We start from the raw sequence: 25,859 nt of genomic DNA on the forward strand, positions 1-25,859 counted from the left end.
CCTAATGGCTGCGGTGCTTGACGGCCTTTTAGGCAGAATTAACTACGCTCGGTAACTTCTAGCAGGTGGTAGCCAAACTGGGTTTTCACCGGGCCGTGTACTTGGCCTACTGCGTCGTTGAAGACGACTTTATCGAACTCGGGCACCATTTGGCCGGGGCCAAAGCTACCCAGGTCGCCGCCTTGACGGCTGGACGGGCAGCTGGAGTGCTCTTTGGCGACTGCGGCGAAATCACGGCCGTTTTCGATCTCTTTTTTGAGTGCTAGGCACTGCTCTTCACTGCTGACCAAAATGTGGCGGGCGCTGGCGCGTGTCATAAATTGCTCCTGATTGGATGTATGTTTCGGGGTTTGTCTTTCGGGGTTAAACGTTAAAAGGGGCGATAGTTTATCACGGCTGACCAATGGCGCCGCTATAGAGTAACGCTTCGCCTACACTCGCTAAAGCACGCTCGTGGGCACTCACGGCCAGTGGCCCGCGGGTACAGGTAACAATCACCCACGGCCCATCGGTTTCGGCCTCCGTATTAGCGCGCTCGGCAATCCCTGCATCGCAACTACGCCGCTGCTGGGTGCCGGTTTTATGGGCGAAGCTTACACTTTCACCCATACCCGCCTTAAGACGCTGTTTGCCGGAACTGGTTCGCCGCATAAGCGCCAACAGCGTTTGCCGCTGCTCGGCATCTAAATCCTCCATGGCACGCCCTTGTTGAACGGGGTGCAGGCTGGCGAGCAGGTCGCCAAAGGCGCTTAGAGTGCCAACGTTTTCACCGCTGGCTTGGTAAGCATCAAAGGCGTGATCGTAATCCGGTTGCGTGAAAGTCTTCGTGCTGACACCCAGCACGCGGGCTAACGCCTGGCCACGCTGGCTGACTGGGTGCTGGCGCAGGGCGATAAAATCCATACCGCCAAGCGTATGCGCCACCGGGTGTAGCTCGCCGTAAACACCTTGGCGTACGCCGACCAGTTTAGAGATGGGACCCATCTCATCAGGATGGCCGCCGCTTGCCGCTATCATGGTACGGGCGCGTTGGTTCACCGCTTCAAGTCCCACGCGATCAATCAACATATCGGTGGCGGTGTTGTCGCTGACAGTAATCATCTGCTCCATTAAGTAGCGGATGGAAATCGGTGTGCCGGGGTCGTGCCAGTTGGTGGGCCCTGCGCCATCGACAAAGTCACTTTGTGCAAGCGTTAGCCGCTCATTCAGGGAAAGCGTGCCCGCCTGGCGCTCGGCGAGCACCTGCGCGGCCACCGGTATTTTAATCAGCGAGGCGAGGTACCAAGGGTCATCGGCGCGCCAGGCGTAGGCTTCGCCCGTTGCCAGGTTTTGTACATAAACCCCTAGCTGACCTTCAAATACGCCTTCGATGGCCTTTAGCCGAGCGGTTAAATCGCCCTGCCAGGTGCTCTGTTTATCGACTTCGTAGTACCAATTGGTTTCGTAGCGTTCGGCATTAGCAGGCAGCGCTATTAAAAACGCTACGGCGACTAGCCCACGTTGCATCCAGTTTCGCAAACAACACTCCCTTATTGACGTTAACGGTGAGCCGCCATCCAGCGAGTCACCCAAATCCACGCCGCAGCGCCGAGGATCAACAGCCCGCCCACGCCAAGCGCCTGTGGATAGGTGTACATTCCCTCGCCTTCCCACAAAAAGCGCAGTACTAAGAAAATCATCACAATATGGAAAATAAACGCTTTAAGGGCATCTGAACCGACCATTGTCAGCGGCAAAAGTGCCTTGGCGGCTTTCGCACCACCCGCTAAAGCGAGCGCTAACAGCACCAGCGCACCGCCTAGGCTAAACAGCATAAACTCTAGCCCCGGCGGGTGTTTTCCCTCGTTGTTAGCCACGGCTAGCATGGCTGCGTGGACATCGCCGCTGGCAAACGCCAACGCGTAAAAGGCCGCCACCATCAGCGCCCCCAGCCCCAATAGCGCAAGCACTAAGCGGCGCTTTGTGGCGGGTTCAAAGTAGCAGCGTAGTAACGCTTCACCGATCAAAAGGCCCACTAAAATCATCGGCGCGCGGCTTATCTGGCCCCAGGCGTAGTGGTCTTTATGGTCGACCAGCAGCGCTTTCAGAATATCGTTGCCGCCGAAGGTGAGGCTTTGCAGCCAAGCGGTCAACGCGATTAACACGCCAATGGTTGTTAATCGGCTCCACAGCGGCGCCCGCGCCCATAGCGGCAAAATAAGTGGTACCCACAACAGCGCGATAGCGTAGAAGCCTAAGATTTCGACCCAAATCGCAAAGCGCCCATAGAGCAGCGCATCGACGATTTCGCTGGGCGGATAGAACGGCAGCATTTCAATAACCAGCAATGCTTTGTACCAAAGCCACACCTCTACGGCGCGTAGCCACAGCTTCAGCCGTCGTTTAGGCCAGTCATCGCTTTGGGTGTGGGAGAGAAACGCGACTGCCAGCGCAATGCCAAACACGATGATAAATAGCGAAGAGGAGAATTTGGTTAGAAAATGGATTGGCACCATGCCCCAATCGGGTACGTTGCGAATCCCCACTAACCCACTGACAGCATGGCTCATGATCATCAAGCCAATCGCTAATCCACGTGCCAAATCAATCGCTTCTATCCGGCCTTCGGCTTTAGGCAGCTGGGGCTTGTCTGTCCATTTTAAGGGCATCCATTTTAAGGGCATCCATGTTAAGGGCATCCATTTCAGCGGCATCGAGACATCCTTGTGGGGGAGCAATGAACCAATTGTTATGCAAATGGATGCTTTACACCACTGTTGGGTTAAACCATCGGCTGGCTTTAATTAACAATGAGTACCCGCGCGCAAAAAAATGCCCCGCAATAAGCGGGGCATTTTGTGGCTCATCCTTGAGCCCGAGAAAAGTTATTCCTTAAAGATCGCAATTACCACCCAGAGTCATCTTCCTCGTCTTCAGTGGTTGGTACTTCTTGCTCCTCTTCCTCTTCTTCGTAAGTGAATTCTTCCTCTTCCTCTTCGTACTCAGTGCCTACATCCTGACCTTCCTCTTGCTCAATGTCGTAACTGTTGTAGGTACCTTCACCTTCCTGCGTCGTCTCTTCTTGCGGGGTAGGCTCTTGCTCTTCGCCGCTACCTTCCATTCCAGCAAAGGCTAGTGGGCTGGCCATCAGACCGAACGATACGCCTAGGATGCCAAGCTTCTTGAGATAGTCCGTCTTCATCATGATACTGCTCCTATACGGCTTTACTTCTTAAACGTCGGCGCTTGCTTGCGAGCATTGCACCTTAGCTTTAGGGTCGAGAGGGAAAAGTCTTCCTACCTGTCCGCTCTCATTCCTACTATTGCAGTAAGCATGCCGTCTTTCGGCTATTGCAAATAAAAATCACTATTAAACAATCGTTTACACGTCAAAAGACAGCGCCAACCTTTTGTTTTTATTAATAAAAACTAGCCGAACGTTGTTTACAATAGGCACATGATCCCCGTTTAATCAGGCAAACGGGGCTGATTAAAAAAGTTAGTAGAGCAGCGGACCCACCCATGGCTAGGCGTGGCTTGTTTATGCCCAACCGCCATCCACCGCTAACTCCTGGCCTGTGATGGCTTGGCTTTCGGTGCTGGCTAAAAACAGCGCGATGGGGGCGATATGCTGCGGCTCAAGGCGCAGCTTGAGGCATTGACGCTCTTGAATGGCGTCTTCGTCGTCGGGGCCGATCCATTTTTCGAGCTGGCGTTCAGTCATCACCGCGCCGGGCACCAACGTGTTAACGCGAATATTGTGCTCCCCTAAGTCCCGAGCCAGGCTACGCGTTAGCCCGTGCACCGCCGCTTTAGCGGTGACGTAAAGGGGCAAACCGCCCAGCGCCATCTGCACGCTGACCGAGCCGAAGTTAATGATTGAGCCACCACCGGCCTTTATCATCTGCTCGGCTGCCGCCTGGGCAGCGAAGAACATCGGCCGCAGGTTGAGCGCCATTCGCTCATCCCAGTAGGCGACATCGACATCCTGCCAGGAGTGCCGATCATCGTTGGCGGCGTTGTTTATCAGGGCATGGATAGGCCCGACGTTCTGGCTGGCCTCGGCGATCACCTGCTGCAGACTGGCCACGTCGCGAATATCGCAGTGATAATAAAACGGCGCGTTACCGCTCTCGGCGCTGAGTTCGGCGACAAGCGCCTGGCTGGCCGCGTCGTTGATATCGACGAACACCACCCGCGCGCCCTGATGATGAAAGGCCCTGGTAAGCTCGGCACCAATGCCGCTACCGCCGCCAGTAATAAAGACCACACGCTGTTCTAGACTTGCATAGCGCGCTGATGGCTGGTTCATGTTGACTCTCTCTTATTGGATATTCACCCATTGCCCACCGGCGGCAGACGAAGCCAGCGCGCGGGTGATAAACGTCAGGCCATCGACACCATCGGCCACGCCTGGCGTTGGCGCGGCCAACACCTTGCCAGTTTCGCCGTTTTGGCGGGCGTGGATTTGCACCGCAAAATCACGATAAAGCTGGGCAAAGGCTTCGAGATAACCCTCTGGATGCCCGGCTGGAATGCGCGCTGCGGACATCGCGGCTTCACCTAAACCTGGGCCGTTGCGGGTCAAAATGCGTGATGGCTCTCCTAGCGGCGAATGCACCAGTTGGTTGGGGGTTTCCTGGCGCCAGGCAAGGCCACCTTGGCTGCCATAAACGCGTAGCTGCAGGCCGTTTTCATTGCCGGGCGCGACTTGACTCGACCACAGCATGCCCCGTGCGCCGCCTTTAAAGCGCAGCAGCATATGCACGTTGTCATCTAGCGCCCGGCCATCGACAAAGGTGTGCATATCGGCGGCGAGTGATTCCAGTTCCAACCCGGTCACATAGCGCGCCAAGTGGTAAGCGTGGGTGCCGATATCGCCCAAACAGCCCGCCGGGCCGCTGCGTTTGGGGTCGGTGCGCCACTCGGCCTGCTTTACACCGCTGTCTTCTAAACGAGTGGAAAGCCAGTCCTGCGGATACTCCACCTGCACCACGCGCAGCTCCCCAAGCTCGCCGTTGGCGACCATTTCTCGCGCCTGACGCACCAGCGAATAGCCGGAGTAGTTATGGGTTAAGCCGAAAAATAGCCCGCTGCGCTCGACTAGCTCGGCGAGGGTTTGCGCCTCTTCCAACGTGATCGTCATCGGCTTATCGCAGATCACGTGAAAGCCCGCTTCTAGAAAGGTGCGCGCCACGTCAAAATGCACGTGGTTGGGCGTTACAATGGCAACCACGTCGATGCCATCCGAGCGCTTGCGCTCCGCTGCGGCCATGGTTTGGTAATCGGGGTAGGCGCGCTCATCAGCCACGTGCAGTTCAGCCGCGGCGGCGCGGCTGCGTTCGGGGTCTGAGGCAAAGGCCCCGGCGACTAGCTCATAGTGATCATCCAGCCGGGCGGCGATGCGGTGCACCCCACCAATAAACGCGCCCTGGCCGCCGCCGACCATGCCCAGGCGGAGCCGACGCGGCGTGTCGTGTTGAGTGCTCATGTCGTGTTGTCCTATCGTCAGTAGGCTTTAGTCGAGCCCCAGAATGCGCCGATTGGCGGCGTGGTCGGCACCGCCATCAGCGAAGTCATCAAACGCTCGCTCGGTGACTTCAATAATGTGGTCGCGGATAAAGGCTGCGCCTTCACGGGCACCGACTTCCGGGTGCTTTAAGCAGCACTCCCACTCCAGCACCGCCCAGCCGTGGTAGTCGTTGGCCGCCATCCAGGAGAAGATCGACTTGAAGTCAATTTGACCGTCGCCCAGTGAACGGAATCGCCCGGCGCGGTCTGTCCACGACTGGTAGCCGGAATAAACGCCCTGTTTGGGGCTGGGGTTAAACTCGGCGTCTTTAACGTGGAACATCTGAATATGCTCGCGGTACACGTCTAGAAAGCCACGGTAGTCGAGTTGCTGCAGAATTAGATGACTGGGGTCATAAAGAATGTGGCAGCGTGGATGGTTGCCGACCCGTTCAAGGAACATCTCGAAGGTGATGCCGTCGTGGAGATCTTCGCCGGGATGGATTTCGTAGCAGAGATTCACTCCCGCTTCGTCAAAGGCGTCCAAAATCGGCCGCCAGCGTTTGGCCAGCTCGTCAAACGCGGTGTCGATTAACCCCGCCGGACGCTGGGGCCAGGGGTAGATATATGGCCACGCAAGTGACCCGGAAAAGGTGCCGTGGTCGGTGAGCCCCAGGTTTTGCGACGCCTTGGCGGCCAGCATTAGCTGCTCTACCGCCCAGGCCTGGCGCGCCTTGGGGTTACCGCGCACTTCGGGCACTGCAAAGCCATCAAACATCTCATCAAAAGCGGGGTGCACCGCCACTAACTGGCCCTGCAAGTGGGTGGAGAGCTCGGTCAGCGTTAAACCGTGCTCCGCCAGAGTACCCTTGACCTCATCGCAATAAGTGCGGCTTTCTGCGGCGCGCCTTAGGTCGAACAGGCGCGCATCCCAACTGGGAATCTGGACGCCCTTATAGCCTAACCCCGCCGACCAGGCGGCGATGCTATCAAGGCTATTAAATGGGGCCTCGTCACCGGCAAATTGGGCGAGAAACAGCGCTGGCCCTTTGATGGTTTTCATAGCACTCTCTCAATAACGTATCAACTAGGATCAGTACACGATCAGGCCGTGTTTAAAACGGCGAGTCGGGGAAGTAGTACTGCTCGGCGTTTTCCTGGGTGATCAGCGGCGAACCTAAAATGTACTCGCCCAGTACCGGGCCATTGGAGACAAAGTGCTGCACGGTTAGATCCATGGCGGTAGCGATCATGGCGGGCGGATAGAGCACATCGACCGGCACCAGTTCGTCGCCATCCATTACCCGCTTGATAATTTCTTTCATGCCCGCACCACCGACGATAAACAGCTCATCTTCACGCTCTGCCTGGCGTACCGCTTCAATGACCCCCAGGGCGATGTCGTCATCTTGAGCCCAGACGGCATCAATCTTGTCGAAGCGCGATAAATAGTCCTGCATGACTTCAAAGCCATCGTCGCGATTCCAGTTGGCGTGCTGCATATCGAGAATATTGATCTCGGAGCCTTCAATGGCCTCCTCAAAGCCTTGCACGCGCTCGTCGTCGATCACCGTAGGAATACCGCGCAGCACGACAATATCGCCTTCGTCATCGAGCTGTTCACGAATGTATTCGCCGGAAACGCGGCCTAACTCATGGTTGTTGCCCGCGACATAAAGGTCTTGGATACCCTCTTCGGTCAGGCCACGGTCAACTACGGTGACAAACACACCGGACTCTTTAACCCGGCGTACCGGGTCGGTCAGCGGGCCCGACTCAAATGGCAACACTACCAGCGCATCGATATTGCGCAGCGACACCAGGTCTTCCAAATCATTGGCCTGCTCGCCTGCCGTGCCCGCGGTTGAGATGGTGATCTCAATATCGGGATAGAGCGCCTCAAGGCGATTTTTAGCCTCTTCAGCATGGTAGTTAACGCCACCGGCCCAGCCATGGGTTGCGGCTGGGATCGAAACGCCAATGGTGAACTCTTGCGCAACGGCGGCGCCGGAAAGCCCTATTGTTGAAGTGAGTGCTGCGCTAGTGACGCAGGTCGCCAAGACTGTTTTGATGGTTCGCATGGTGATGCTCCTTTCATGTTTGTACTTGTTTTATTGCTTGTACTTGTTTTGTTGCGAGCTAGTTTGAGTTGATGTTGCGTTGGTTGCTGGTGCTCTTATGGCCCTGTTTTCCTCCACGAGGCACGCTGCAGGTACACCGCCACAATGATGATGACCCCTTGCACCGTACCGTTGAGATAGTTGGAAATGGCGTCGGTGAGATTAAGAATATTGCCAATCATAGTCAGCATGATGGCGCCGATGACCGTGCCCCAGATGCGCCCATGGCCACCCTTGAGCATAGTGCCACCGATGATCACCGCGGCAATCGCCTCTAGCTCCCAAAGCACCCCGGTAGCACCGGAGGCAGAGCCTAGCCGAGGTACATAAATAATCGTCGCCAACGCTACGCACACGCCTTGCAGCATGTAGGTCATGGTTTTGATTCGGTCGACATGAATGGCGCTGTATTCGGCGACTTTTTCGTTGGAGCCGATGGCAAAGCAGTAGCGCCCGAAACGGGTGTAGTTGAGCAGGATGTAGCCAATCACAGCGACAAACAAAAACACCCAGACCGGAATGGTGATGCCTAAAAAGCTGCCGTAGTAAACCGGGCGATAGATATCGCGCACCGCCCAATCCAGCGTCAGGGTGCCGCCGTCGGCGAGGTAAGTGACCAGCGAGCGGTAAATCCCCATGGTGCCGAGGGTGACGATAAACGCCTCGATTTTGCCTTTGGTCGTCACGATACCGTTGATAAAACCGGCGCACAGCCCCAGCAGCAGCGAGGCGCCCACGCCCAATAGCACGGTGGTCAGCCCCACGCCAAACTGTGCGACGAGGCTATTCATTAGAATAATCATTACCCCGGCAATAAAGGCCGCCATCGCCCCTACCGAAAGATCCAACCCGCCCGCGGTAATCACGAAGGTCGCGCCAATCGCGATAATACCGATAAAGGCACTGCGAGTGAGCATGTTCGAGAGGTTATCCAGCCCCAAAAACGCCGGGTTAATCAGCACGCCGAGCAGCGCCAAGACCACTAGCGCAATAAATGGCCCCCAGGTTTTTAGGTCGATAGCGAACCCCTTTTGCCTAGTCGTGGTGTTAGCCGCTTTGTTAGCGGTCGTTTTGTTATTAGGCATGACGCTGCTCATCTACCCTTACTCCCTTAATGCCGGATGCGTACTGCATGATTTCTTGTTCATTTATGTCCTCACCTTCTAACACCCCGGTGAGTACGCCAGCGCACATCACCGCCACCCGGTGCGAAAGCCCGATCAGCTCACCCATCTCTGATGAGATCAACATAACCGAGCAGCCCGCCTCGGTAAGCTCACGGATAAAGTGGTAAATCTGGTGTTTGGTGCCCACATCGATACCGCGGGTCGGCTCGTTGATAATCACCACTTCGGGGTCGATAGACATTACCTTGGCGAGCAGCAGCTTCTGCTGATTGCCGCCGGAGAGTTCAGCGGCGGTGCGTGCTGCCGTGCGCAGGCGGATATCAAAGCGCTGGATTGCTTCTTGGAAGGCCTGCTCTTCGCGGCGGCGATCAATCAACGGATGGCAGTGAGCGCGTAAATTCAGCAGCGTAACGTTGGAGCGTAGGTCCATATTGAGTACTAACCCTTTGCCCTTACGGTCCTCGGTGAGATAGGCAATTCGTTGACGCACCGCATCGCGTAGGTGGCGCAACACCACCGGCTGACCGTTGCGCAGCACCTGCCCTGCGCTTTTGTCGCGCAGGCCCAGCACCGCTTCAATCAGCGCGGTGCGCCCGGCGCCCACCACACCGCCAAACCCCAACACCTCGCCCCGGCGCAGGGTAAAACTGGCCTGCTTCACGGCGCCGGGCACCACAAACGCCCGCGCCTCAAGCACCACGGGGGCGTCAGGCGCAATTAGCCTGCGCGGTGGGTACATCTCGTTGATTTCGCGGCCTACCATCAGTCGTGCCAACTCCTCCTTGCTGCGCCCGGCCATCGGGCCGCTATCAATCAAATGGCCGTCGCGCAGCACCGTCACACGATCCGCTATCTGCTCAATTTCACGCAGCTTGTGGGAGATATACACAATCGCCACGCCCCGCTCACGCAGCCGGTTAATCAATGCGAACAGCACTTTGACTTCGTTTTCGGTCAAGGTAGCGGTGGGCTCATCCATAATCAGCACGCGTACATCGCGGGTAATCGCCTTAGCGATCTCGACCATCTGCTGATCAGAGGTACTCAAGTCTTTTACGCGGGCGCGGGGGTTCACGTGGGTTTCAAGCTCGGCCAGTACCTCTTTGCTGCGTTCCCGCATGGCTCGACGGTTGAGAAATGGCCCCCGGCGCAGCTCGCAGCCCAAGAAGATGTTCTCTTCGACACTTAGCTGTTCGGCCAGCGCCAGTTCTTGGTGGATCATCACCACCCCGTCGGCCTCCGCATCGCCGCTTGAACGGTAATGCTGCTGTTGGCCGTCGAGAAACACCTCACCCGAGGTAGGACGAAGATAACCCGCAAGAATTTTCACCAAGGTTGATTTACCGGCGCCGTTCTCGCCCAGCAGCGCGTGCACTTCGCCCGCCTGCAAATCGAGATCGACATCGAATAACACTTGGTTATCGCCAAACGAGCGACAGATTTGCCGCGCCGATAAGAGCATGGAGCCACCTGTTATTGCTGTTGTTATTATCTGCGTAAGGCTTGCCAGCATTGATTGCACTAGCGTGATGCTTTATTTATTTTAGGTGCTAAAATAAATAAATGCATATGCAACTTAGGTCGTATTTTCTACCCCAAATAACGGCGACTCTATGGCTCTTCCCTCCAGTGATACCAGCCGCCACGACAACACCTTGGCGGTGATTCGCACCCTACGCGATCAAGGGCCGGTTGCCCGTGTCGATCTGGGCGCGTTGAACGGCATTAGCTCTGCCACCGTGACCTCGATCAGCGCCGAGCTGCTCCAGCAAGGTCTGATCAGTGAACGGCCACCCGAAACGCTCCGCCCCAGCGGGCGTGGTCGACCAAAAACCTTGATCGAACTCGACCCACAAGCCGCCTGCGTGGTGTGCGTTAAGCTCTCCATCAATGAGCTCCAACTGGTGGTGGGCGATTTCGCCGGCCAAGTACGCCACAGCGAGCATCACGTTGTGCCCACCTTGGCGCTGAGCGCCGACGCTTTGGAAACGCTGCTGGAAGAGAAGATCAGCGCGGTTTGCGATCAACAGCTAAAGGGCTTTCAGCGCTTGGCGGGGATCTGTTTAGCGGTGCAAGGTGTGGTGTCTTCGCAAAGCGGCACGATTATCTGGTCTCCCGCGTTAAGCTTTCGCAATGCACCGATATCGGCGCGTTTAGGCGAGCGTTTTCACTGCAGTGTACTGTTGGAAAACGACGCCAACTGCATCGCCAACGTACTGGCAGCGCAGCCGAAATACGCAGATTACCCTAACTTGGTGGTCATTATGCTGGGCTACGGCATCGGTATGTCGGTGCTGATTAACGGCGTGCCGTTTCTGGGGGCGAATGGTTCCGCGGCCGAGTTTGGGCATAGCAAATACCAGCCCGACGGCGCCCTGTGCGCCTGCGGGCGTCGCGGCTGTGTCGAAGCCTATGCAAGCGACTACGCGCTCTATCGCGCCGCTGCCGACCACTTAGAACTCCCCACCGGCGACAGCGCACACCCTTCCGAGCAGCAAATGCAGGCGCTGACCCAACTAGCCCTAACAGGCGACCCGGCAACCCAGCGCATCTATGCCGAAGCAGGCCGGGCGCTAGGTTACGGCATCGCCAATGTGCTGGCGCTATTCAACCCTGACCTGGTGCTGATCACCGGTTCCGGCGTGCGCGGCTTTGACGCCATGCAAACCGCCCTGCACAGCGCCATTGATGAAGCATTGGTAGTCGAGCTGAAGGGCACTACCCGCATCGAAAGCTGCGCCTGGGACCGCGATATGACCTGCATGGGCGGCATCGCCATGGCGCTCCACGCCACTGACGCCCAGACGCTGTTAGATAGCCAGGCCGAATCCGTCGGTTAGTACGAATGACGCGGTACGTCAGAACCTCGGCAGCTTTGACGTTTTGGGGTATTGGTTTGCCAGTCGCATGGTTATGAATAGAAGGATGCCTGGGCAGTAAAGCGATATGCCGTACGCGAGCGATATGTCTCGCCGGGCGCTAAGATCGTACTGGGAAATGCTTTCTGGTTAGGAGAATCGGGGAAATGCTGGGTTTCCAGCGCGAAGCCTGAGCGGTGACCGTAAGCCCGGCCCTGCTTGCCGATCAGATCACCGTTGAGAAAGTTGCCTGAGTAGAATTGGATCGCGGGTTCAGTTGTGAAGACTTCCACCATGCGCCCGCTCTGTGGCTCCCATACTTTGGCGGCCAATACCAACTCATTCGCTGCCGCGTTATCGCGGGCAAGCACAAAGTTGTGGTCATAACCGCCGCCGAAAACAAGCTGCTCGTTATCCTGCTCAACGCGCTCGCCGATCAGCGTCGCTTGGGTAAAGTCGAACGGCGTTCCTTTCACCGAGCGAATTTCACCGGTAGGAATCAAGGTCTCGTTGACCGGCGTAAACTCAGCGGCGTTAAGCATCAACTGATGGTCGAGAACGGTGTCGCTACCCTCGCCCTTTAGGTTGAAGTAGCTGTGCTGAGTGAGGTTAATTGGGGTGGCTTTGTCGGTCACCGCCCGGTAATCGACCACCAGTTCATTATTATCGGTCAGCGTGTAGGTGACCTCGGCCTCCAACTTGCCGGGGTAGCCCTCTTCGCCATCCTCACTGGTATAGCGCAACATCAGACCCGTGCCTGCTTCACTCTTAAACGGTTCGGCCTGCCACAGCACTTTATCGAAGCCCTGATGGCCGCCGTGCAGGTGATTGCTACCATCGTTGGTGGCCAGTGAATAGCTTTCCCCATCAAGGGAAAATTGACCGCCAGCGATGCGGTTGCCGTAACGGCCAATAAGCGCCCCGAAGTAAGGGTTGGCCTGACGGTACTCATCGGAGAGATAGGCTTCCAGTGAGTTAAAACCCAGCACGATATCGTCAAACTCACCCGCCACATTGGGGGTTTTCAGCGACATGATGGTGCCGCCATAGTTGGTCACCTGCAGTTCGATACCATTGGCATTGGTAAGCCGATAACCGTCGACCTGACGACCATCTAGCAAATAACCCAATATCCAAACATCTATGCATGGCATAAGCTGCCCCTTATCACTGATCTCACCCAGCGCGGCGTTAAGATAATTAAGCGCGAGCCTGTTTAGTGCGAATGACGCGGCACATCAGAGCCCCGGCAGCCGACCAGGAAGTCGAAGTCGCAGCCTTCGTCGGCCTGTAGTACCCGCTCGATGTAGAGCTGGCGGTAGCCGCCCTGGCTGGCGATGAGCGTTGAGGCCGCAGTGGGGTCGCTTTCGGCTAGGCGAGCGGCCAGCTCTTCATCGCTGATCTCCAAATGCAGCCGGCCACTTTCGCAGTCGAGCTCGATCCAGTCGCCGTTGCGTACTGCGGCCAGCGGGCCACCGGCGGCGGCTTCCGGGGCGACGTGCAGTACCACGGTGCCGTAGGCCGTGCCGCTCATGCGGGCATCGGAGATGCGCACCATATCGGTAATGCCCTGGGCGAGAATCTTGGGCGGCAGGCCCATATTGCCGACTTCCGCCATGCCGTGATAACCGCGTGGGCCGCAGTGCTTCATGACCAGAATATCGTTGGCTTCAACGTCCAGATCCGGGTCGTTGATGCGCGCTTTGTAGTCGTCGAAGTCTTCAAACACTACCGCGCGACCGCGATGCTGCATGAGTTCGGCGGTCGCTGCTGAGGGTTTGAGCACCGCGCCGTTGGGCGCCAGGTTGCCGCGCACCACGCAGATGCCGCCGTCCGCGGTGAGGGGGTTGTCCAACGGGCGGATCACTTCGTCGTTGTAGAGCGGGGCGTCCTGAACGTTCTCCCAAATCGTTTTGCCGTTGACGGTTAAGGCATCTTTGAAGGGCAGTCGGTCGGCCTCGCCCAGGCGTCTAAGCACCGCGGGTAGGCCTCCAGCGTAGTAGAACTCTTCCATCAAGAACCGCCCTGAGGGCTGCAGGTCGACCACCGTGGGGGTGCCGCGGCCGACTCGGCTCCAGTCGTCCAATTTGAGATCGACACCAATACGCCCGGCAATCGCTTTGAGGTGGATCACCGCGTTGGTGGAACCACCGATAGCGGCGTTGGTGCGGATGGCGTTGTCGAAGGCTTCCTTGGTGAGGATTTTCGACAGCCGTAGGTCTTCGTTGACCATCTCGACAATCCGGTTACCCGATAAATGGGCGAGCACGTAGCGGCGGGAATCAACGGCGGGAATCGCCGCGTTGTGGGGCAGCGAGGTGCCCAGGGATTCCGCCATGCAGGCCATGGTGGAGGCGGTGCCCATGGTGTTGCAGGTACCGGCGGAGCGCGACATGCCCGCCTCGGCGGCCATAAAATCGTGCAGCGATATCTCACCGGCTTTGACTTGTTCGGAGAGCTTCCAGACCACGGTGCCGGAACCAATATCCTTACCTTTGTGCTTACCGTTGAGCATCGGCCCGCCGGTGACCACGATGGTGGGAATATCGCAGCTCGCCGCGCCCATCAAAAGCGCCGGGGTGGTTTTGTCGCAGCCGACCAGCAGTACCACGGCATCAATCGGGTTGCCGCGAATGGCTTCTTCCACATCCATGCTGGCCAGGTTGCGGGTAAACATCGCCGTGGGGCGCAGGTTGGATTCGCCGTTGGAAAACACCGGAAACTCCACCGGGTAGCCGCCCGCTTCCAGTACGCCTTTTTTCACGTGCTCCGCCAACTTACGAAAATGCGCGTTACAAGGTGTGAGCTCAGACCAGGTGTTGCAGATGCCGATAATCGGCTTGCCCTGAAACTCATGGTCGGGAATGCCTTGGTTTTTCATCCAACTGCGGTACATAAAACCGTTCTTGTCGGCGGTGCCGAACCACTCGGCAGAGCGCAGCGGACGTTGACGTTGGCCCATGAGGTTAACTCCTTGTTTTAGGTCGAGGACAGCTGACGATCTGATGGTAGTCGTGATGTCTGCGTCGAATGCACAAGACACTAAACTACCCACCAATAATAGTCGACCATACAAAAGTATATGTTGAACAATTGACCTTAATGTTCAACATTACCCTCCTGCATGGGTTATTGACCCGTTGCATCACAGCGTTAATTACCCCGTTCTCCACAACGCTTTCCACAACGCTTTCCACAACAAGAACCTTGAGGATAGTGCCATGCTCAAATCGAAATATAGTCTTCTACTTACTGGCTCAGCATTACTGCTAGGCCTTTCGACGGCTCAGGCGGCCGAGTACGAATGGAAATTTCAGGCGTCAGAAACCTCGGGCGAGCCCAGCTTTAAGATCAAGCAAGAGTGGGCCGAGAGAATCACGGCCATGACGGACGGACGTGTTGAAATTGAGGTAATGCCGATCAACTCTGTGGTCGGTCCCACCGAAACACTGACTGCCGTTAGCTCGGGTATTCTGCAAGGCCATATGACCGACCCTAGCTACTTCTCCGGCCAGGACCCTGCTTTCGGCATGCTCGGCAACCTTGTCGGTGCTTGGCAGAACCCCTATGACTTTCTGGAATACATGAAGTACGGCGGCGGCGAAGAGCTCTATAACGAACTGGTCGAGCCCTACGGTGCGCATTTGATTAGTGCAGCGACCTTTCCGTTAGAGTCGGTACCTTCCACGGTGCCTATCGAGTCCATGGCCGATTTTGAGGGGCTTAAAATTCGCGCCCCCCAAGGCATGGTGTACAACATCTTCGAGCGCATTGGTGCCACGCCCGTCAACCTCCCGGGGTCTGAGGTGTATACCGGCCTGGAAAAAGGCGTGATCGACGCCGCGGATTCCACGGTACTCTCAAATAACGACGCCATGGGCTTGCACGCCTTCGCCCCTTACCCGCTCTACCCTGGCTTTCACTCCATGCCGATGATCGCCGTATCGATCAACAAGGACATCTGGGATGAGCTGCCCGAGGAGCTACAAACAACGCTAAGCACTGCCTTTGATGGCATGGCCTACGATCTGATTGCTCGCCTCAAGGAGCAAGACATCGAGACGCTGCAGCGGCTTCAGGAAGACCCGGATGTTCACCCTTTCAATCTGCCTGAAGAGGAACGCCGCAAGTTCCGCACCGCGGCTGAGCAGGAGTGGCAAGAGTGGGCGGGTGAAAATGACATGACCCAGAAGGTTTATGATTCCGCGACCGCCTTTTTGCGCTCACGCAATCTGCTCTAACTCTCGGCTGCCAATTCTCTGCTATCAACTCTCTGCTATTAATTCGGCTTCATTAACCTAACCAACGCATCGCTCGGGATACCCCCGAGCGTTGCGCGTAGAGTAGCGCCATGCCTCAAAAAACGCCTGACAATCAATACCGTTCTCCCCCCACCCATGATCTTCCCGAGATCCTCGAAACGGTAGAGGAGATCGCCCCCGAACGTAATGCGTTAGACCGCCTGGTGGCACGGGGCAGCCGCGCTGTTTCCTGGCTGGTACTGGTGGCAATGGGTATCAGCGTCATCGAAGTCTTTATGCGCTACGGTTTCAATAACCCTACCTCCTGGGTACACGAAACCGTGGTGTTTCTGATCGCGGTTATCTTCGTGCTGGGCGGCCCGGCTGCCATGGCGCGCAATAGCCATATCCGCGTTAAGGTGCTCTACGACAGCGCTGGGCCACGGCTGAAGTGCTGGATGGATCGCTTCAATGACCTGCTCACGCTGATTTTTTGCTTGTCGATGAGCTATGCCGCTTTCTATATGTTTTGGGGGGCGTCGCATAATCCGCTTGGCGAGTGGTCGCTGGAGCGCTCTGGCACCTCATGGAATCCGCCCTTCCCCGCCATGGTTAAGGGCATGATTCTGTTTGCCCTGGCATTGATGACACTGCAGGCCGTACTGCATTTATGGCAATCGCTTAAGGCCAAGCCCCGCACCGAGGAGGCGCGCTGATGGATATCTCAACCGCAACAATACTGATGGTGGGGTCTATTTTCGCGCTATTGGTCACCGGTTTGCCATTGGCCTTTATCACCGGTTTGGTGGCCATGGCGTTCACCTTCGGTTGGTTTGGCGAGGCGGCACTACCGCTGGTCACCAGCCGCGTTTATGGGTTTATCACCGAGTACTCCCTGGTGGCGGTACCTATGTTCGTGTTGATGGCATCACTGCTGGATCGATCTGGCATTGCCAAAGACCTGTTCAACGCTATGCGCGTTTTCGCCGGCCGCCTGCCGGGCGGCGTCGCGGTGCAGACCATCGTGGTGGCATTTTTCCTGGCCGCTCTGTCGGGCATTATCGGCGGGGAGATTGTGCTATTGGGGATTTTGGCGCTGCCGCAAATGCTGCGCTTAGGCTACGACAAGCATCTCTCGATTGGGGTGGTGTGTGCCGGGGGCGCCTTGGGCACTATGATGCCGCCCTCCATCGTGCTGATTATCTATGGCCTGATCGCCAGCGTCTCGATTGCCGACCTGTTCGCTGCGGCCGTGACGCCAGCGGTGATCCTAATGGGCTCCTACATTGCCTATGTGTTGGTGCGCTGCCTGAAGAATCCCGCGCTGGGCCCACCATTAGATAAAAATGCGCTCGATAATCCTTTCGCCACCAAGCTGGAAGCTGCCAAGGCCATTTTGTTGCCGGGGCTGATTGCCTTTTTAGTGCTGGGCACTATCTACGGCGGCATCGCCTCGGTCACCGAAGCGGCAGCCATGGGCGTCTTCGGCGTACTGCTCGCCACTATTGTGCGCGGCGAGTTTACCCGCGGCATGCTGCACCACAGCCTGGGGCAGACCATGAATACCTGTGGCATGATCATCTGGATCGGTATCGGTGCTGCCGCCCTAGTGGGCGTCTATAACTTGATGGGCGGTAACCGCTTTGTCTCGAGCTTGATTCTGGGGCTCGACGTAGCGCCAATAGTGATCATCCTGGTGATGATGGCGATTATGCTGGTACTGGGGCTATTCCTCGACTGGATCGGGATCGCCATGCTAGCCCTGCCGATCTTTCTGCCTATTGTTATTCAGCTCGGCTTCGACCCGGTCTGGTTCGGCATCCTATTCGCCGTGAATATGCAGGTATCGTTCCTGTCACCGCCCTTCGGGCCTGCCGCCTTCTACCTTAAGAGCGTGGCACCGCCGGATATCAGCTTGAAAGATATCTACCTATCCGTACTGCCCTTTATGGCCATTCAGCTGTGCATACTCGCGGCGCTATTGATGTGGCCGCAACTGGCTATTTGGCCGCTATAACGGCTGCCGTTGGCTATCCGTTACGGTGAGTCTATGCAATCTCACGCTTGCTCGATGCAAGCGTGATTAGACAAGCCGCATTGGCGAGATTACTCAACAAAGGCGTCAGTACTCTCACGATGGCCGTATAGAAACGCATCGGCGACTTGGCGCAGCGGGGCAACATCTACCTCGCTGCGTTTTTTTACGATCAAGTCGCCAAACCTTGCGTAGAGGCCTTGATATTCGTGCTCTTCGGCGTCGATAACGAGTTGGTCATCGATCATCAGGCGGCAGCCGCCCTGGGTAAGGCTTAAGCGACTGCCATCGCTGTCGATGCGTATATCCCAGATTGGCGGGCCAGGCTGACGAAAGTCAAAATCAGCCACAATTGACGCGCTCTCCGGGTCGGTGAAGGAGAGCTCCGCGGCAATCGGGGTTTGCGCATTACTGGGTACCAGCAGCCGTGCCTGACGCAAGAAAAATGGTTGGGGCAGAATCGCCGTAGCAATTGAAAGCGCGTTAATGCCAGGGTCGAACACGCCCATACCGCCCGGCTGCCAAATCCATGCCTGACCGGGGTGCCATACCCGCACGTCTTCCTTCCACTCGATCTCCACCCGCTGTACCTGCCGTTCGGCTAACCACTGCTGAGCTTGAGCCACGCCGGGGGCAAACCGCGAGTGCCAGGCGGCAAACAGGCTAACGCCCTGTTGCTCCGCACAGTCCATCAAGTCTTCCACTTCGCTTAACGTCGCTCCCGGCGGCTTTTCCAGCAGCACGTGTTTGCCGCGCAAAAGCGCCGCCCGTGCCTGGGAGTAGCGTAGATGCGTTGGTGTGCAGATGGCTACGGCGTCGATACCCGGGTGCGCGTCCAGCATCGCCTCCATGCCTGGGTAGCCTGGCACATCAGGTAGCGAGGCGTAGGGGTCTACCGTGGCGAGAAGGTGGCAGTTTGGAGTGGCGGTGATCGCCGGCAGATGCTGGTCGCGGGCAATTTTACCCACGCCCACTAGGCCAATAGTGAGGTCAGACATAAATTCACCTTGTGATTAAAGGGGAGTCAGTGAGCGGTGTGGGGTAACTCAACCGTGCGGCCTAGCGAGCTGGCGCTATGCTCAAGCCCCAATGCTTCTGCGGTACCCGCCAACACCGCCTGGGCGGCCAAAAATGCTTCTCTAGGGCGGCGCAGGCGGATGCTTTCCATTAGTTGACGGTGGCGTTCCAGACTCTCTTCCGGATCGGATGCACTCTCGTTGGACATAGAGACCAGCATATAGATAGAGGGGCGCAAAATATGTGATAGCTGTGCCCACACGATATTGTGGGTCGCCTTAAAGATCGCCTCGTGGAAGGCAACATCGCATTCACTGTGCAGCCGCCGCTCTTCGTCGCAAGTGGCGTTGTGCAGATTCTGCCCCAGCCCTTCAAAGGCCTCTTCAATGGCGACGAGATCGCGTGCTGTGGCGCGTTTGGCGGCCGTCATTGCCACGTAGGGCTCAACATCCAGGCGAAAAGCCAGAATTTCCCGCTGAACATCCGGATTGGGCGCAGCGTAGCGCGTTAACCACTCGGTCACCTGCGGGTCGAGAATATGCCACTCTGAGTATTCGCGTACTTTGGAGCCATGGCCTGAGATGCGTTCGATAATGCCCGCGTCAACTAATTGGCGCAGGTCGCTACGCACCGCCGAGCGGTTAACCGCAAACCGTTCGCATAGATCCATTTCACGGGGTACAAAGTCGCCAGGGTGATAGCGCCCGCCGAAGATCTCCTCGGCGAGGTATTCGGCGATGCTGGGGCGAGCCGCTGGCTTACTGGGAGTTGACGTCACTGCGATAAGACCCTATTTCAATTCCTGGCAATTATAACGTACTTGACCGGTCCACTGTTATCGACGGCTCGGGTTCTAACATGGCACGCTGTCTTAGTTCCAACCTGCGCTCATAGAGGCCCTTGGCAGTGAGTGTGCCAATCACTAAGACGCCGCCTGCCATTGCCATCGGGGCTGGCTGCTCGGAGAGGATCCACCAAGCCAGTAACGTGCCCAGCACCACTTCCAGTAATAGCAATAGGCCCACCTCAGCGGAGGGTAGATAGAGAGGCCCGCGCTGTAGCAGGGTCACTCCGCAGGGCACAATAATCAGGCACAGCAGGATCACTACGCCAAGTTGGTTGGCCGCTGGCAGCGTGGTGTCGCCTCCCGCCAGCCAGAAAAGTCCGGCAACGCTGCCCACAATGAGGCCGTTGAAGACCAGCATCGGGCTCATATCGACGCCTGGGCGCGTGCGGCATAAGGTAAAGTTAATCGCCAGCGTCGTCGCCGCCATTAAGGCAAAGGCGTTGCCAACCCAGGAGCCAGCACCCGCGTCATCCAGCGCCAGCATGGCAATGCCTAGCATGCACACCAAGATCGCCAGCCAGGTGCGCCGGGGCAAACGCTCTTTAAGAATCACCCAGGAGAGCGCCGCAGCGATCAGCGGCGAACTGGCCAGGATCATCAGCACGTTACCCGCCTTGGTGTACTGATTGCCGAGCACAAAACCGCAAGTTGTTAAACTAAACAATAGCGCCACGGCAATACCGGTCCAACCGCAGCGGCGATAGGCCGCCAAGGTGCCACGGCCATAGCGCATTAGGGCAATCAGCAGAAAGCCCAGTCCCGAAAGGAAACCACGCCACATCAGTATTTCTGCATCGGGCAGGTCAGCCACCTTAATTAGCAGGGCATCCGGGGCCATGATCAGCGCGCCGCCGCCAGTTAACAGCAGACCTTGCTGGCGATGTGATAATGCCTCCATACGACTCATGTTAATAATTGTCTCTTATTAATATTGGTCACTAGTTAATGATTGTCGCTGCTTAATGATTATCCCGCGGCGGGTGCTGGCGAGCGACATCGCGGTACTTGGTGGCCGGTTCCAGCGTCATGCCGCGATCTAGCGGCTCGATCATGCTGCGCTGAATTTCCTGCCAAGGCGTCTGGTGGTCGGGGTAGCGGTAGCCACCCTGCTGGGCTAAACGCTCGCGGCGCGCGTCCAGCTCACTGGTCTCAATCAGCAGTTGTACTTCGCCGCGTTTGAGATCGACCCGCAGCCGGTCGCCGCTTTCCAGCAGCGCCAAAGCGCCGCCCGTGGCAGCCTCAGGCGAGGCATTGAGAATCGACGGCGAACCGGAGGTGCCCGATTGGCGGCCATCGCCTAGACACGGCAGCGATTCAATCCCCTGTTTGATCAGCGCTTCCGGGGGCTGCATATTGACCACTTCGGCACCGCCGGGGTGACCGACGGGCCCTGCTCCGCGCATTACCAGAATGGTGCGGGCGTCGATGTTGAGCGCTGGGTCATCAATACGGGCGTGATAATCTTCCGAGCCATCAAACACCACCACCTTGCCTTCAAAGGCTTCTGGGTCCTCCGGGTCGTTCAAGAAGCGCTCGCGGAAGTCCCGCGAGATCACGCTGGTCTTCATCAGCGCTGAGTCGAATAGATTGCCCTTAAGATTGAGGAAGCCGGCGTGCGCGACCAATGGGTCGGCATAACGGCAAATCACATCCGGATCCTGGGTTTCGCGGCCTTCCAGGTTATCGCCAATCGAGCGGCCATTCACTGTCAGCGCGTCGCCGTGCAACTTACCCGCTGCCTGTAGCTCATGGAGAATTGCAGGCACGCCGCCAGCGCGGTGGAACTCTTCACATAGGAAGGCACCTGCAGGCATGACGTTAGCCAGCAGCGGAATTTCATGCCCTAGGCGCTGCCAGTCATCGTTATCCAGCTCAATGCCCGAATGGCGGGCAATAGCGTTGATATGCACCGGCGCGTTAGAAGAGCCGCCCAGCGCCGAGCAGGCCACAATGGCGTTCTCAAACGCTTCGCGGGTCAGAATATCTAGCGGGCGCAGGTCTTCCCAGACCATATCGACAATTCGCGTGCCGGTGTCGTAAGCCACCATCGCACGCTCTTTGTAGGGCGCGGGAATGACCGCTGAACCTGGCAGACTCATGCCCAGTACTTCGGCCATGGAGTTCATGGTGGAGGCGGTGCCCATGGTATTGCAGTGGCCAATCGAGGGCGCCGAATCACTGGCACGGGAAAGGAATTCCGCGTAGTCGATATCGCCCGCTGCTAGGCGCTTGCGTAGCTCCCAAATAATCGTGCCTGAGCCCACCCGCTCGGCGCCCCGCCAGCCGTTTAGCATCGGCCCGCCGGAAAGTACAATGGCGGGAATATTCACCGTTGCCGCTGCCATTAGCGCAGCCGGGGTGGTTTTATCGCAGCCGGTGGTCAGTACCACGCCGTCTAGTGGGTAGCCGTGGAGTACTTCCACGATGCCCAAGTAGGCCAGATTGCGATCCAGCGCGGCAGTGGGCCGGCGCACGTTTTCGTGGATAGGGTGCATGGGGAATTCAAACGGTACGCCGCCCGCCGCACGAATGCCGTCTTTCACCCGTTTAACGAGATCAATGTGGTGTCGATTACACGGCGTTAAGTCAGACCCTGACTGGCAAATACCAATAATCGGCTTACCGCTGGTTAACTCATCTAACGTGATGCCGTAATTGAGGTAACGCTCAATGCACAGCGCTGTAGTGCCAGCATGGTCTGGGTTATCGAACCAGTAACGTGAACGCAGTTGCTCGGATGTCATGCGCCGAAAATTGGCCATGGTGTTACTCCACGCCTAGAGTGAATAGAAAAAAGTTAGTAAGCAAGGTACGCTTTCTTCGCGGCTGGGTCGACACATACAAAAGTATATGTTGAACATATAGCCAAAACGTTAGACATTTAGCTAAGGGTTGCAGCGCTTTTTTCATCAAAGCTTCATCAAAGCAGGCAGCGCTGCGAACACATAACTACAACAGCAATCACGCTGCGGTTCGCTTGGAAGACGCCCTTAGTGGAGCGACCTGTAGCACGCCAGGAGAGTGACAACTATGCATTATCTATGGAAACGCACCCTATTAGTAACCGGTGCTACGCTGCTCAGCTCAGGCATGGCCTATGCGCAAACACCCGACCTATCCGACCCGCCTGAAATTGATGGCGATACGGTGGGTGATCACGGCAGCGTTACCCTACGCATGGGGCTTGGCTTGGCCGAAAGCTCGCCTCAGTATATTTCCAGCCAGTACTTTGCGGATATTCTTGATCAGCGCAGCGACGGTCGAATCACTGTTAATATCTTCCCCAACAGCCAGCTCGGCGACGACGTGCAGATGATGGAAATGCTGCAGACCGGCACGCTGGATATGACCTATCCTTCATCCTCACCCGCGACGGGCTACGTTGAAGAGCTAGCGGTTTTTGATCTGCCCTTCTTGCTACCGACGCGCGAAGCCGCCGTAGCGGCTATGCGCAGCGACGCGGCCCAAGAGATGCTCGATGCGTTTGACGGCACTGGCCTGAAAGCACTGGCATTCTCCGAAAACGGCTTTCGCCAGCTTTCCAATAGCGCGCGGGAAGTCGCTTCGCCTGATGATGTTGCTGGCTTAGACGTTCGCGGCCTGTCGATTCGTACCATGGAAAACCCGGTGCATCTGGCCATTTGGGAAGCGCTTGGCGCCAACCCTACGCCAATGGCATTTGGTGAGCTATTTTCCGCCATGGAACAGGGCGTTGTTGACGGCCAGGAAAACCCCTGGAGCACCATCCTGACGTCCAACTTCCATGAGGTGCAGGACTACGGTTCAGAAACCCGTCACGTCTACACGCCCTTTATCAAAATGATCTCTGAGCGCACCTGGGACAACCTAGACCCTGAGTATCAGGAACTGGTGCAACAGGCCGCCCTGCAGGCTGCTGATTACGAAATCCAGCTTTCAAGCGAATACGATGACTGGGCGCGTGATCAACTCGAAGAGCGTGGCATGCAGATTACCCGTCTGGATGACGAGCAAATCGCCGCCTTCCAAGAAGCCGTGCAGCCAGTTTATGAAGAGTGGGCGCCGCGCATCGGCGAAGATTTGGTTGCTGAGTTCCAGCGCCTTGCCGAATCCTCAATGACTGAATAAGCGCCGCGCTTTTATTCGGCGCTCTATTGCTAGATAAAACTGCTAGATAAAACTGTTAACAAAACAAGGGGCAAATGCCTCTTGTTTTGTCGTTGCTTGTCTCTTCGGAGAGCTCATGGATATACCTGACACGCAAATTCCTGATACGGCAGTCTTTCTCGACGACCCTCAACGCCAACCGTTAGAGATCGACACCGAGCAGCGCCGTGGCCCCGCGCTGTTTCGCTGGCTGACGCTGGCCATGGAGCACCTTATTGCAGCGTTACTGGTGGCGCTTATCGTCTCAGTGTCGGTCAATGTGGTGGGTCGCGCGGTGTTTAATAATTCCGTGCCGTGGGCCGATGAACTGGCTCGCATGCTGTTTATCTGGCTGATTTTTATCGGTGCCGCCGCGGCGTTCGCCCGCTATGAGCACATCGCCGTCGACATTTTAGTGCGCCGTTTAGCGCCCCGTGCCGCGCATATGCTGTACCTGTTACAACACGTGATCATCACGCTGTTAATGGGTGTTATTATTTGGGGCGGCGTATTAGTGATGACGCGTGCTTCCAGTCAAACCGCCATCCTGAATGTGCCCTGGAACCTGATTAATGTCTCGCTGGTTCTGTGTGCGATTTTTATTGCCGCTGTGGCTATTTGGCGCGCTTGGCAGAGCGTTGGGCAGATACGCTCGCCAGCTATTGCGACCACCGCTAATGGAGGTCGTTAGACCATGTTATGGATTTTTCTAGGCATTCTGTTTGCCTCGCTCGCCCTGGGCTTGCCCATCGCCTTTGGTCTGGGCATTGCCGCCGTTGTTATGGCTTTTCTCTCTGATATTCCGCTATCGATTTTGATTGAGCAGTCGGTTCGTGGGGTGAACAGCTTTCCGCTGTTAGCGATTCCGTTCTTTATTCTGGTTGGCGAAGTCATGAGCAACGGCGGTATCGCCCGTCGCTTGATGGAACTGGCCGGAGCGCTGGTGGGTTTCGTGCGCGGAGGCCTTGGCCAGGTAGCGATTACCGGCTCGATGTTCTTCGGCGGCATTAGCGGCTCAGCCGTGGCAGACACTGCCGCCACCGGGGCGATGATGATCCCCTCGATGACCAAGCAGGGTTATAGCGCCCCCCAAGCCACCGCGATCAACACCGTCTCATCGGTGATCGGCATTATTATTCCGCCGTCTATTCCGCTGATTCTGTTTGGTATTGTTACCGAGACCTCGATTAGCCGCCTGTTCATCGCGGGTATTGTGCCGGGCATATTGATTGGTTTTGGGCTGATGGCCACGACCTTCATTATGGCCACCATCGGCCATGCGGGTCAGACCCGTAAGTTCCGTTTTGATGTGCTGTGGCAAGCATTCAAAGCCGCTTGGCTGGCGCTAGTTCTGCCGTTTATTGTCATCGGCGGCATCATTGGCGGGGTATTTACCGCCACCGAAGCCGCCGTTGCGGCGCTGCTTTACTCGCTGTTTATCTCGTTAGTCGTTTACCGCGAATTTAAGATTAGCGCTCTTTGGGGCATGTTGATTCGCACCGCCCGCTTGACCGGCATGGTCTTGCTGCTGCTAGCATTTGCGACCGTCATTGCATGGTTTTTAACCATTAACATGGTGCCGCAGACGTTAGTGACGCAGGTGCAAGCGATTACCCAAGACCCCTTTCTACTACTGCTGATCGTTGCAGGGTTGCTGCTGCTAGTCGGGTTTGTGATGGATCTAACCCCGGCGATGGTGATTATGGCGCCAATGCTGACACCGATTGTCACATCAGTTGGCGTTGATCCGGTCTATTTCGGCGTATTGATGGCGTTCATTCTCGGCATCGGCCTTTTGACACCACCAGTGGGCACTTGCCTATATGTGGGTTGCGGGGTCGGCAAGGTCTCAATGGAACAGCTCGTTAAAGCCATGCTGCCCTACTACGCCGCCCTACTCGTGGTGCTGGTTATTTTGATCGCGTTCCCCGGCATTGTTACGTGGCTGCCGGACCTCACCGCCGTGCGCGGTAACTGATTACTAACGCTTTACAAGGAA

The 25,859-nt window shown here is 56.9% G+C and carries 23 protein-coding genes; 7 read left to right on the forward strand and 16 right to left on the reverse strand.

The window, feature by feature from the left end; genetic code table 11:
- Window positions 1-38 precede the first annotated feature (38 nt).
- The 10 genes from ACQE2I_RS14820 to ACQE2I_RS14865 all read right to left on the reverse strand — a co-directional run bounded on the left by ACQE2I_RS14820 (window position 39) and on the right by ACQE2I_RS14865 (window position 10,199).
- Entirely contained in the window at window positions 39-404 is a 366-nt protein-coding gene (locus tag ACQE2I_RS14820) for a peptidylprolyl isomerase (protein ID WP_427028816.1), read from the reverse strand.
- Window positions 391-1,518 (reverse strand): serine hydrolase, encoded by a 1,128-nt coding sequence (locus ACQE2I_RS14825; RefSeq protein WP_427028817.1) that lies wholly within the window; start codon window positions 1,516-1,518, stop codon window positions 391-393. The genes ACQE2I_RS14820 and ACQE2I_RS14825 overlap by 14 nt, the downstream gene beginning before the upstream one ends.
- A gap of 20 nt (window positions 1,519-1,538) precedes the next feature.
- On the reverse strand, window positions 1,539-2,663 hold the full coding sequence (locus ACQE2I_RS14830; RefSeq protein WP_427031487.1) for a heparan-alpha-glucosaminide N-acetyltransferase domain-containing protein: 1,125 nt from the start codon (window positions 2,661-2,663) through the stop codon (window positions 1,539-1,541).
- 221 nt (window positions 2,664-2,884) lie between these two features.
- The gene (locus ACQE2I_RS14835; protein ID WP_427031488.1) at window positions 2,885-3,181 is read right to left on the reverse strand and encodes a hypothetical protein; all 297 of its coding nucleotides are present in this window, start codon (window positions 3,179-3,181) and stop codon (window positions 2,885-2,887) included.
- A gap of 339 nt (window positions 3,182-3,520) precedes the next feature.
- Window positions 3,521-4,291, reverse strand: a complete 771-nt coding sequence (locus tag ACQE2I_RS14840; RefSeq protein WP_427028818.1) for an SDR family NAD(P)-dependent oxidoreductase — start codon at window positions 4,289-4,291, stop codon at window positions 3,521-3,523.
- Between the two features lie 12 nt (window positions 4,292-4,303).
- Window positions 4,304-5,470, reverse strand: coding sequence for a Gfo/Idh/MocA family protein (locus ACQE2I_RS14845; RefSeq protein WP_427028819.1), 1,167 nt, complete (start codon window positions 5,468-5,470; stop codon window positions 4,304-4,306).
- A 27-nt stretch (window positions 5,471-5,497) separates the two neighbouring features.
- Window positions 5,498-6,553, reverse strand: a complete 1,056-nt coding sequence (locus tag ACQE2I_RS14850; RefSeq protein ID WP_427028820.1) for a sugar phosphate isomerase/epimerase family protein — start codon at window positions 6,551-6,553, stop codon at window positions 5,498-5,500.
- Between the two features lie 52 nt (window positions 6,554-6,605).
- Entirely contained in the window at window positions 6,606-7,571 is a 966-nt protein-coding gene (locus ACQE2I_RS14855; RefSeq protein ID WP_427028822.1) for an ABC transporter substrate-binding protein, read from the reverse strand.
- Between the two features lie 95 nt (window positions 7,572-7,666).
- Window positions 7,667-8,695: an ABC transporter permease gene (locus tag ACQE2I_RS14860; protein ID WP_427028823.1), complete on the reverse strand. Its 1,029-nt coding sequence runs from the start codon at window positions 8,693-8,695 to the stop codon at window positions 7,667-7,669.
- Window positions 8,688-10,199: a sugar ABC transporter ATP-binding protein gene (locus ACQE2I_RS14865; RefSeq protein WP_427028824.1), complete on the reverse strand. Its 1,512-nt coding sequence runs from the start codon at window positions 10,197-10,199 to the stop codon at window positions 8,688-8,690. The genes ACQE2I_RS14860 and ACQE2I_RS14865 overlap by 8 nt, the downstream gene beginning before the upstream one ends.
- Window positions 10,200-10,350: 151 nt before the next feature.
- On the opposite strand from ACQE2I_RS14865, the gene ACQE2I_RS14870 reads away from it, so the two are divergent.
- Window positions 10,351-11,577, forward strand: a complete 1,227-nt coding sequence (locus tag ACQE2I_RS14870) for an ROK family protein (RefSeq protein ID WP_427028825.1) — start codon at window positions 10,351-10,353, stop codon at window positions 11,575-11,577.
- A gap of 71 nt (window positions 11,578-11,648) precedes the next feature.
- Here ACQE2I_RS14870 and ACQE2I_RS14875 read toward each other — a convergent pair whose 3' ends face one another.
- Both ACQE2I_RS14875 and ACQE2I_RS14880 read right to left on the reverse strand, forming a co-directional pair.
- On the reverse strand, window positions 11,649-12,749 hold the full coding sequence (locus ACQE2I_RS14875; protein ID WP_427028826.1) for an aldose epimerase family protein: 1,101 nt from the start codon (window positions 12,747-12,749) through the stop codon (window positions 11,649-11,651).
- 62 nt (window positions 12,750-12,811) lie between these two features.
- Complete coding sequence (locus ACQE2I_RS14880; protein ID WP_427028827.1) at window positions 12,812-14,557, reverse strand: IlvD/Edd family dehydratase; 1,746 nt, start codon at window positions 14,555-14,557, stop codon at window positions 12,812-12,814.
- Between the two features lie 259 nt (window positions 14,558-14,816).
- On the opposite strand from ACQE2I_RS14880, the gene ACQE2I_RS14885 reads away from it, so the two are divergent.
- The 3 genes from ACQE2I_RS14885 to ACQE2I_RS14895 all read left to right on the forward strand — a co-directional run bounded on the left by ACQE2I_RS14885 (window position 14,817) and on the right by ACQE2I_RS14895 (window position 17,853).
- Window positions 14,817-15,836, forward strand: a complete 1,020-nt coding sequence (locus ACQE2I_RS14885) for a TRAP transporter substrate-binding protein (protein WP_427028828.1) — start codon at window positions 14,817-14,819, stop codon at window positions 15,834-15,836.
- A 110-nt stretch (window positions 15,837-15,946) separates the two neighbouring features.
- Entirely contained in the window at window positions 15,947-16,552 is a 606-nt protein-coding gene (locus ACQE2I_RS14890) for a TRAP transporter small permease subunit (RefSeq protein ID WP_427028829.1), read from the forward strand.
- Entirely contained in the window at window positions 16,552-17,853 is a 1,302-nt protein-coding gene (locus ACQE2I_RS14895; protein ID WP_427028830.1) for a TRAP transporter large permease, read from the forward strand. The genes ACQE2I_RS14890 and ACQE2I_RS14895 overlap by 1 nt, the downstream gene beginning before the upstream one ends.
- An 89-nt stretch (window positions 17,854-17,942) precedes the next feature.
- Here ACQE2I_RS14895 and ACQE2I_RS14900 read toward each other — a convergent pair whose 3' ends face one another.
- The 4 genes from ACQE2I_RS14900 to ACQE2I_RS14915 are packed head-to-tail and all read right to left on the reverse strand — an operon-like array spanning window position 17,943 to window position 22,497.
- On the reverse strand, window positions 17,943-18,869 hold the full coding sequence (locus tag ACQE2I_RS14900) for a Gfo/Idh/MocA family protein (RefSeq protein WP_427028831.1): 927 nt from the start codon (window positions 18,867-18,869) through the stop codon (window positions 17,943-17,945).
- A gap of 26 nt (window positions 18,870-18,895) precedes the next feature.
- Window positions 18,896-19,666: a FadR/GntR family transcriptional regulator gene (locus ACQE2I_RS14905; RefSeq protein WP_427028832.1), complete on the reverse strand. Its 771-nt coding sequence runs from the start codon at window positions 19,664-19,666 to the stop codon at window positions 18,896-18,898.
- 31 nt (window positions 19,667-19,697) lie between these two features.
- Window positions 19,698-20,642, reverse strand: coding sequence for a DMT family transporter (locus ACQE2I_RS14910; RefSeq protein ID WP_427028833.1), 945 nt, complete (start codon window positions 20,640-20,642; stop codon window positions 19,698-19,700).
- 52 nt (window positions 20,643-20,694) lie between these two features.
- Window positions 20,695-22,497 (reverse strand): IlvD/Edd family dehydratase, encoded by a 1,803-nt coding sequence (locus ACQE2I_RS14915; protein ID WP_427028834.1) that lies wholly within the window; start codon window positions 22,495-22,497, stop codon window positions 20,695-20,697.
- Between the two features lie 268 nt (window positions 22,498-22,765).
- Here ACQE2I_RS14915 and ACQE2I_RS14920 point away from each other — a divergent pair, with 268 nt between their 5' ends.
- The 3 genes from ACQE2I_RS14920 (at window position 22,766) to ACQE2I_RS14930 (ending at window position 25,838) form a co-directional block, all read left to right on the forward strand.
- The gene (locus ACQE2I_RS14920) at window positions 22,766-23,842 is read left to right on the forward strand and encodes a TRAP transporter substrate-binding protein (protein ID WP_427028835.1); all 1,077 of its coding nucleotides are present in this window, start codon (window positions 22,766-22,768) and stop codon (window positions 23,840-23,842) included.
- Window positions 23,843-23,957: 115 nt separating this feature from the next.
- A complete protein-coding gene (locus ACQE2I_RS14925; protein WP_427028836.1) occupies window positions 23,958-24,551 on the forward strand; it encodes a TRAP transporter small permease in 594 nt (197 codons plus the stop codon).
- 3 nt (window positions 24,552-24,554) lie between these two features.
- The gene (locus ACQE2I_RS14930) at window positions 24,555-25,838 is read left to right on the forward strand and encodes a TRAP transporter large permease (protein WP_427028837.1); all 1,284 of its coding nucleotides are present in this window, start codon (window positions 24,555-24,557) and stop codon (window positions 25,836-25,838) included.
- Window positions 25,839-25,859 lie beyond the last annotated feature (21 nt).

It is taken from the genome of Halomonas sp. H2 (assembly GCF_050215315.1).
In the GTDB taxonomy this organism is placed as follows: Bacteria; Pseudomonadota; Gammaproteobacteria; order Pseudomonadales; family Halomonadaceae; genus Vreelandella.

Excerpts from the sequence above, each read along its gene's own strand:
- ACQE2I_RS14930 (WP_427028837.1), top strand. The coding sequence starts at position 24,555 with ATGTTATGGATTTTTCTAGGCATTCTGTTTGCCTCGCTCGCCCTGGGC.
- ACQE2I_RS14830 (WP_427031487.1), bottom strand. The coding sequence starts at position 2,663 with ATGCCCTTAAAATGGATGCCCTTAAAATGGACAGACAAGCCCCAGCTG.
- ACQE2I_RS14840 (WP_427028818.1), bottom strand. The coding sequence starts at position 4,291 with ATGAACCAGCCATCAGCGCGCTATGCAAGTCTAGAACAGCGTGTGGTC.
- ACQE2I_RS14850 (WP_427028820.1), bottom strand. The coding sequence starts at position 6,553 with ATGAAAACCATCAAAGGGCCAGCGCTGTTTCTCGCCCAATTTGCCGGT.
- ACQE2I_RS14925 (WP_427028836.1), top strand. The coding sequence starts at position 23,958 with ATGGATATACCTGACACGCAAATTCCTGATACGGCAGTCTTTCTCGAC.
- ACQE2I_RS14895 (WP_427028830.1), top strand. The coding sequence starts at position 16,552 with ATGGATATCTCAACCGCAACAATACTGATGGTGGGGTCTATTTTCGCG.
- ACQE2I_RS14860 (WP_427028823.1), bottom strand. The coding sequence starts at position 8,695 with ATGCCTAATAACAAAACGACCGCTAACAAAGCGGCTAACACCACGACT.
- ACQE2I_RS14915 (WP_427028834.1), bottom strand. The coding sequence starts at position 22,497 with ATGGCCAATTTTCGGCGCATGACATCCGAGCAACTGCGTTCACGTTAC.
- ACQE2I_RS14845 (WP_427028819.1), bottom strand. The coding sequence starts at position 5,470 with ATGAGCACTCAACACGACACGCCGCGTCGGCTCCGCCTGGGCATGGTC.
- ACQE2I_RS14900 (WP_427028831.1), bottom strand. The coding sequence starts at position 18,869 with ATGTCTGACCTCACTATTGGCCTAGTGGGCGTGGGTAAAATTGCCCGC.
- ACQE2I_RS14880 (WP_427028827.1), bottom strand. The coding sequence starts at position 14,557 with ATGGGCCAACGTCAACGTCCGCTGCGCTCTGCCGAGTGGTTCGGCACC.
- ACQE2I_RS14835 (WP_427031488.1), bottom strand. The coding sequence starts at position 3,181 with ATGAAGACGGACTATCTCAAGAAGCTTGGCATCCTAGGCGTATCGTTC.
- ACQE2I_RS14870 (WP_427028825.1), top strand. The coding sequence starts at position 10,351 with ATGGCTCTTCCCTCCAGTGATACCAGCCGCCACGACAACACCTTGGCG.
- ACQE2I_RS14885 (WP_427028828.1), top strand. The coding sequence starts at position 14,817 with ATGCTCAAATCGAAATATAGTCTTCTACTTACTGGCTCAGCATTACTG.
- ACQE2I_RS14865 (WP_427028824.1), bottom strand. The coding sequence starts at position 10,199 with ATGCTCTTATCGGCGCGGCAAATCTGTCGCTCGTTTGGCGATAACCAA.
- ACQE2I_RS14875 (WP_427028826.1), bottom strand. The coding sequence starts at position 12,749 with ATGCCATGCATAGATGTTTGGATATTGGGTTATTTGCTAGATGGTCGT.
- ACQE2I_RS14890 (WP_427028829.1), top strand. The coding sequence starts at position 15,947 with ATGCCTCAAAAAACGCCTGACAATCAATACCGTTCTCCCCCCACCCAT.
- ACQE2I_RS14920 (WP_427028835.1), top strand. The coding sequence starts at position 22,766 with ATGCATTATCTATGGAAACGCACCCTATTAGTAACCGGTGCTACGCTG.
- ACQE2I_RS14910 (WP_427028833.1), bottom strand. The coding sequence starts at position 20,642 with ATGAGTCGTATGGAGGCATTATCACATCGCCAGCAAGGTCTGCTGTTA.
- ACQE2I_RS14855 (WP_427028822.1), bottom strand. The coding sequence starts at position 7,571 with ATGCGAACCATCAAAACAGTCTTGGCGACCTGCGTCACTAGCGCAGCA.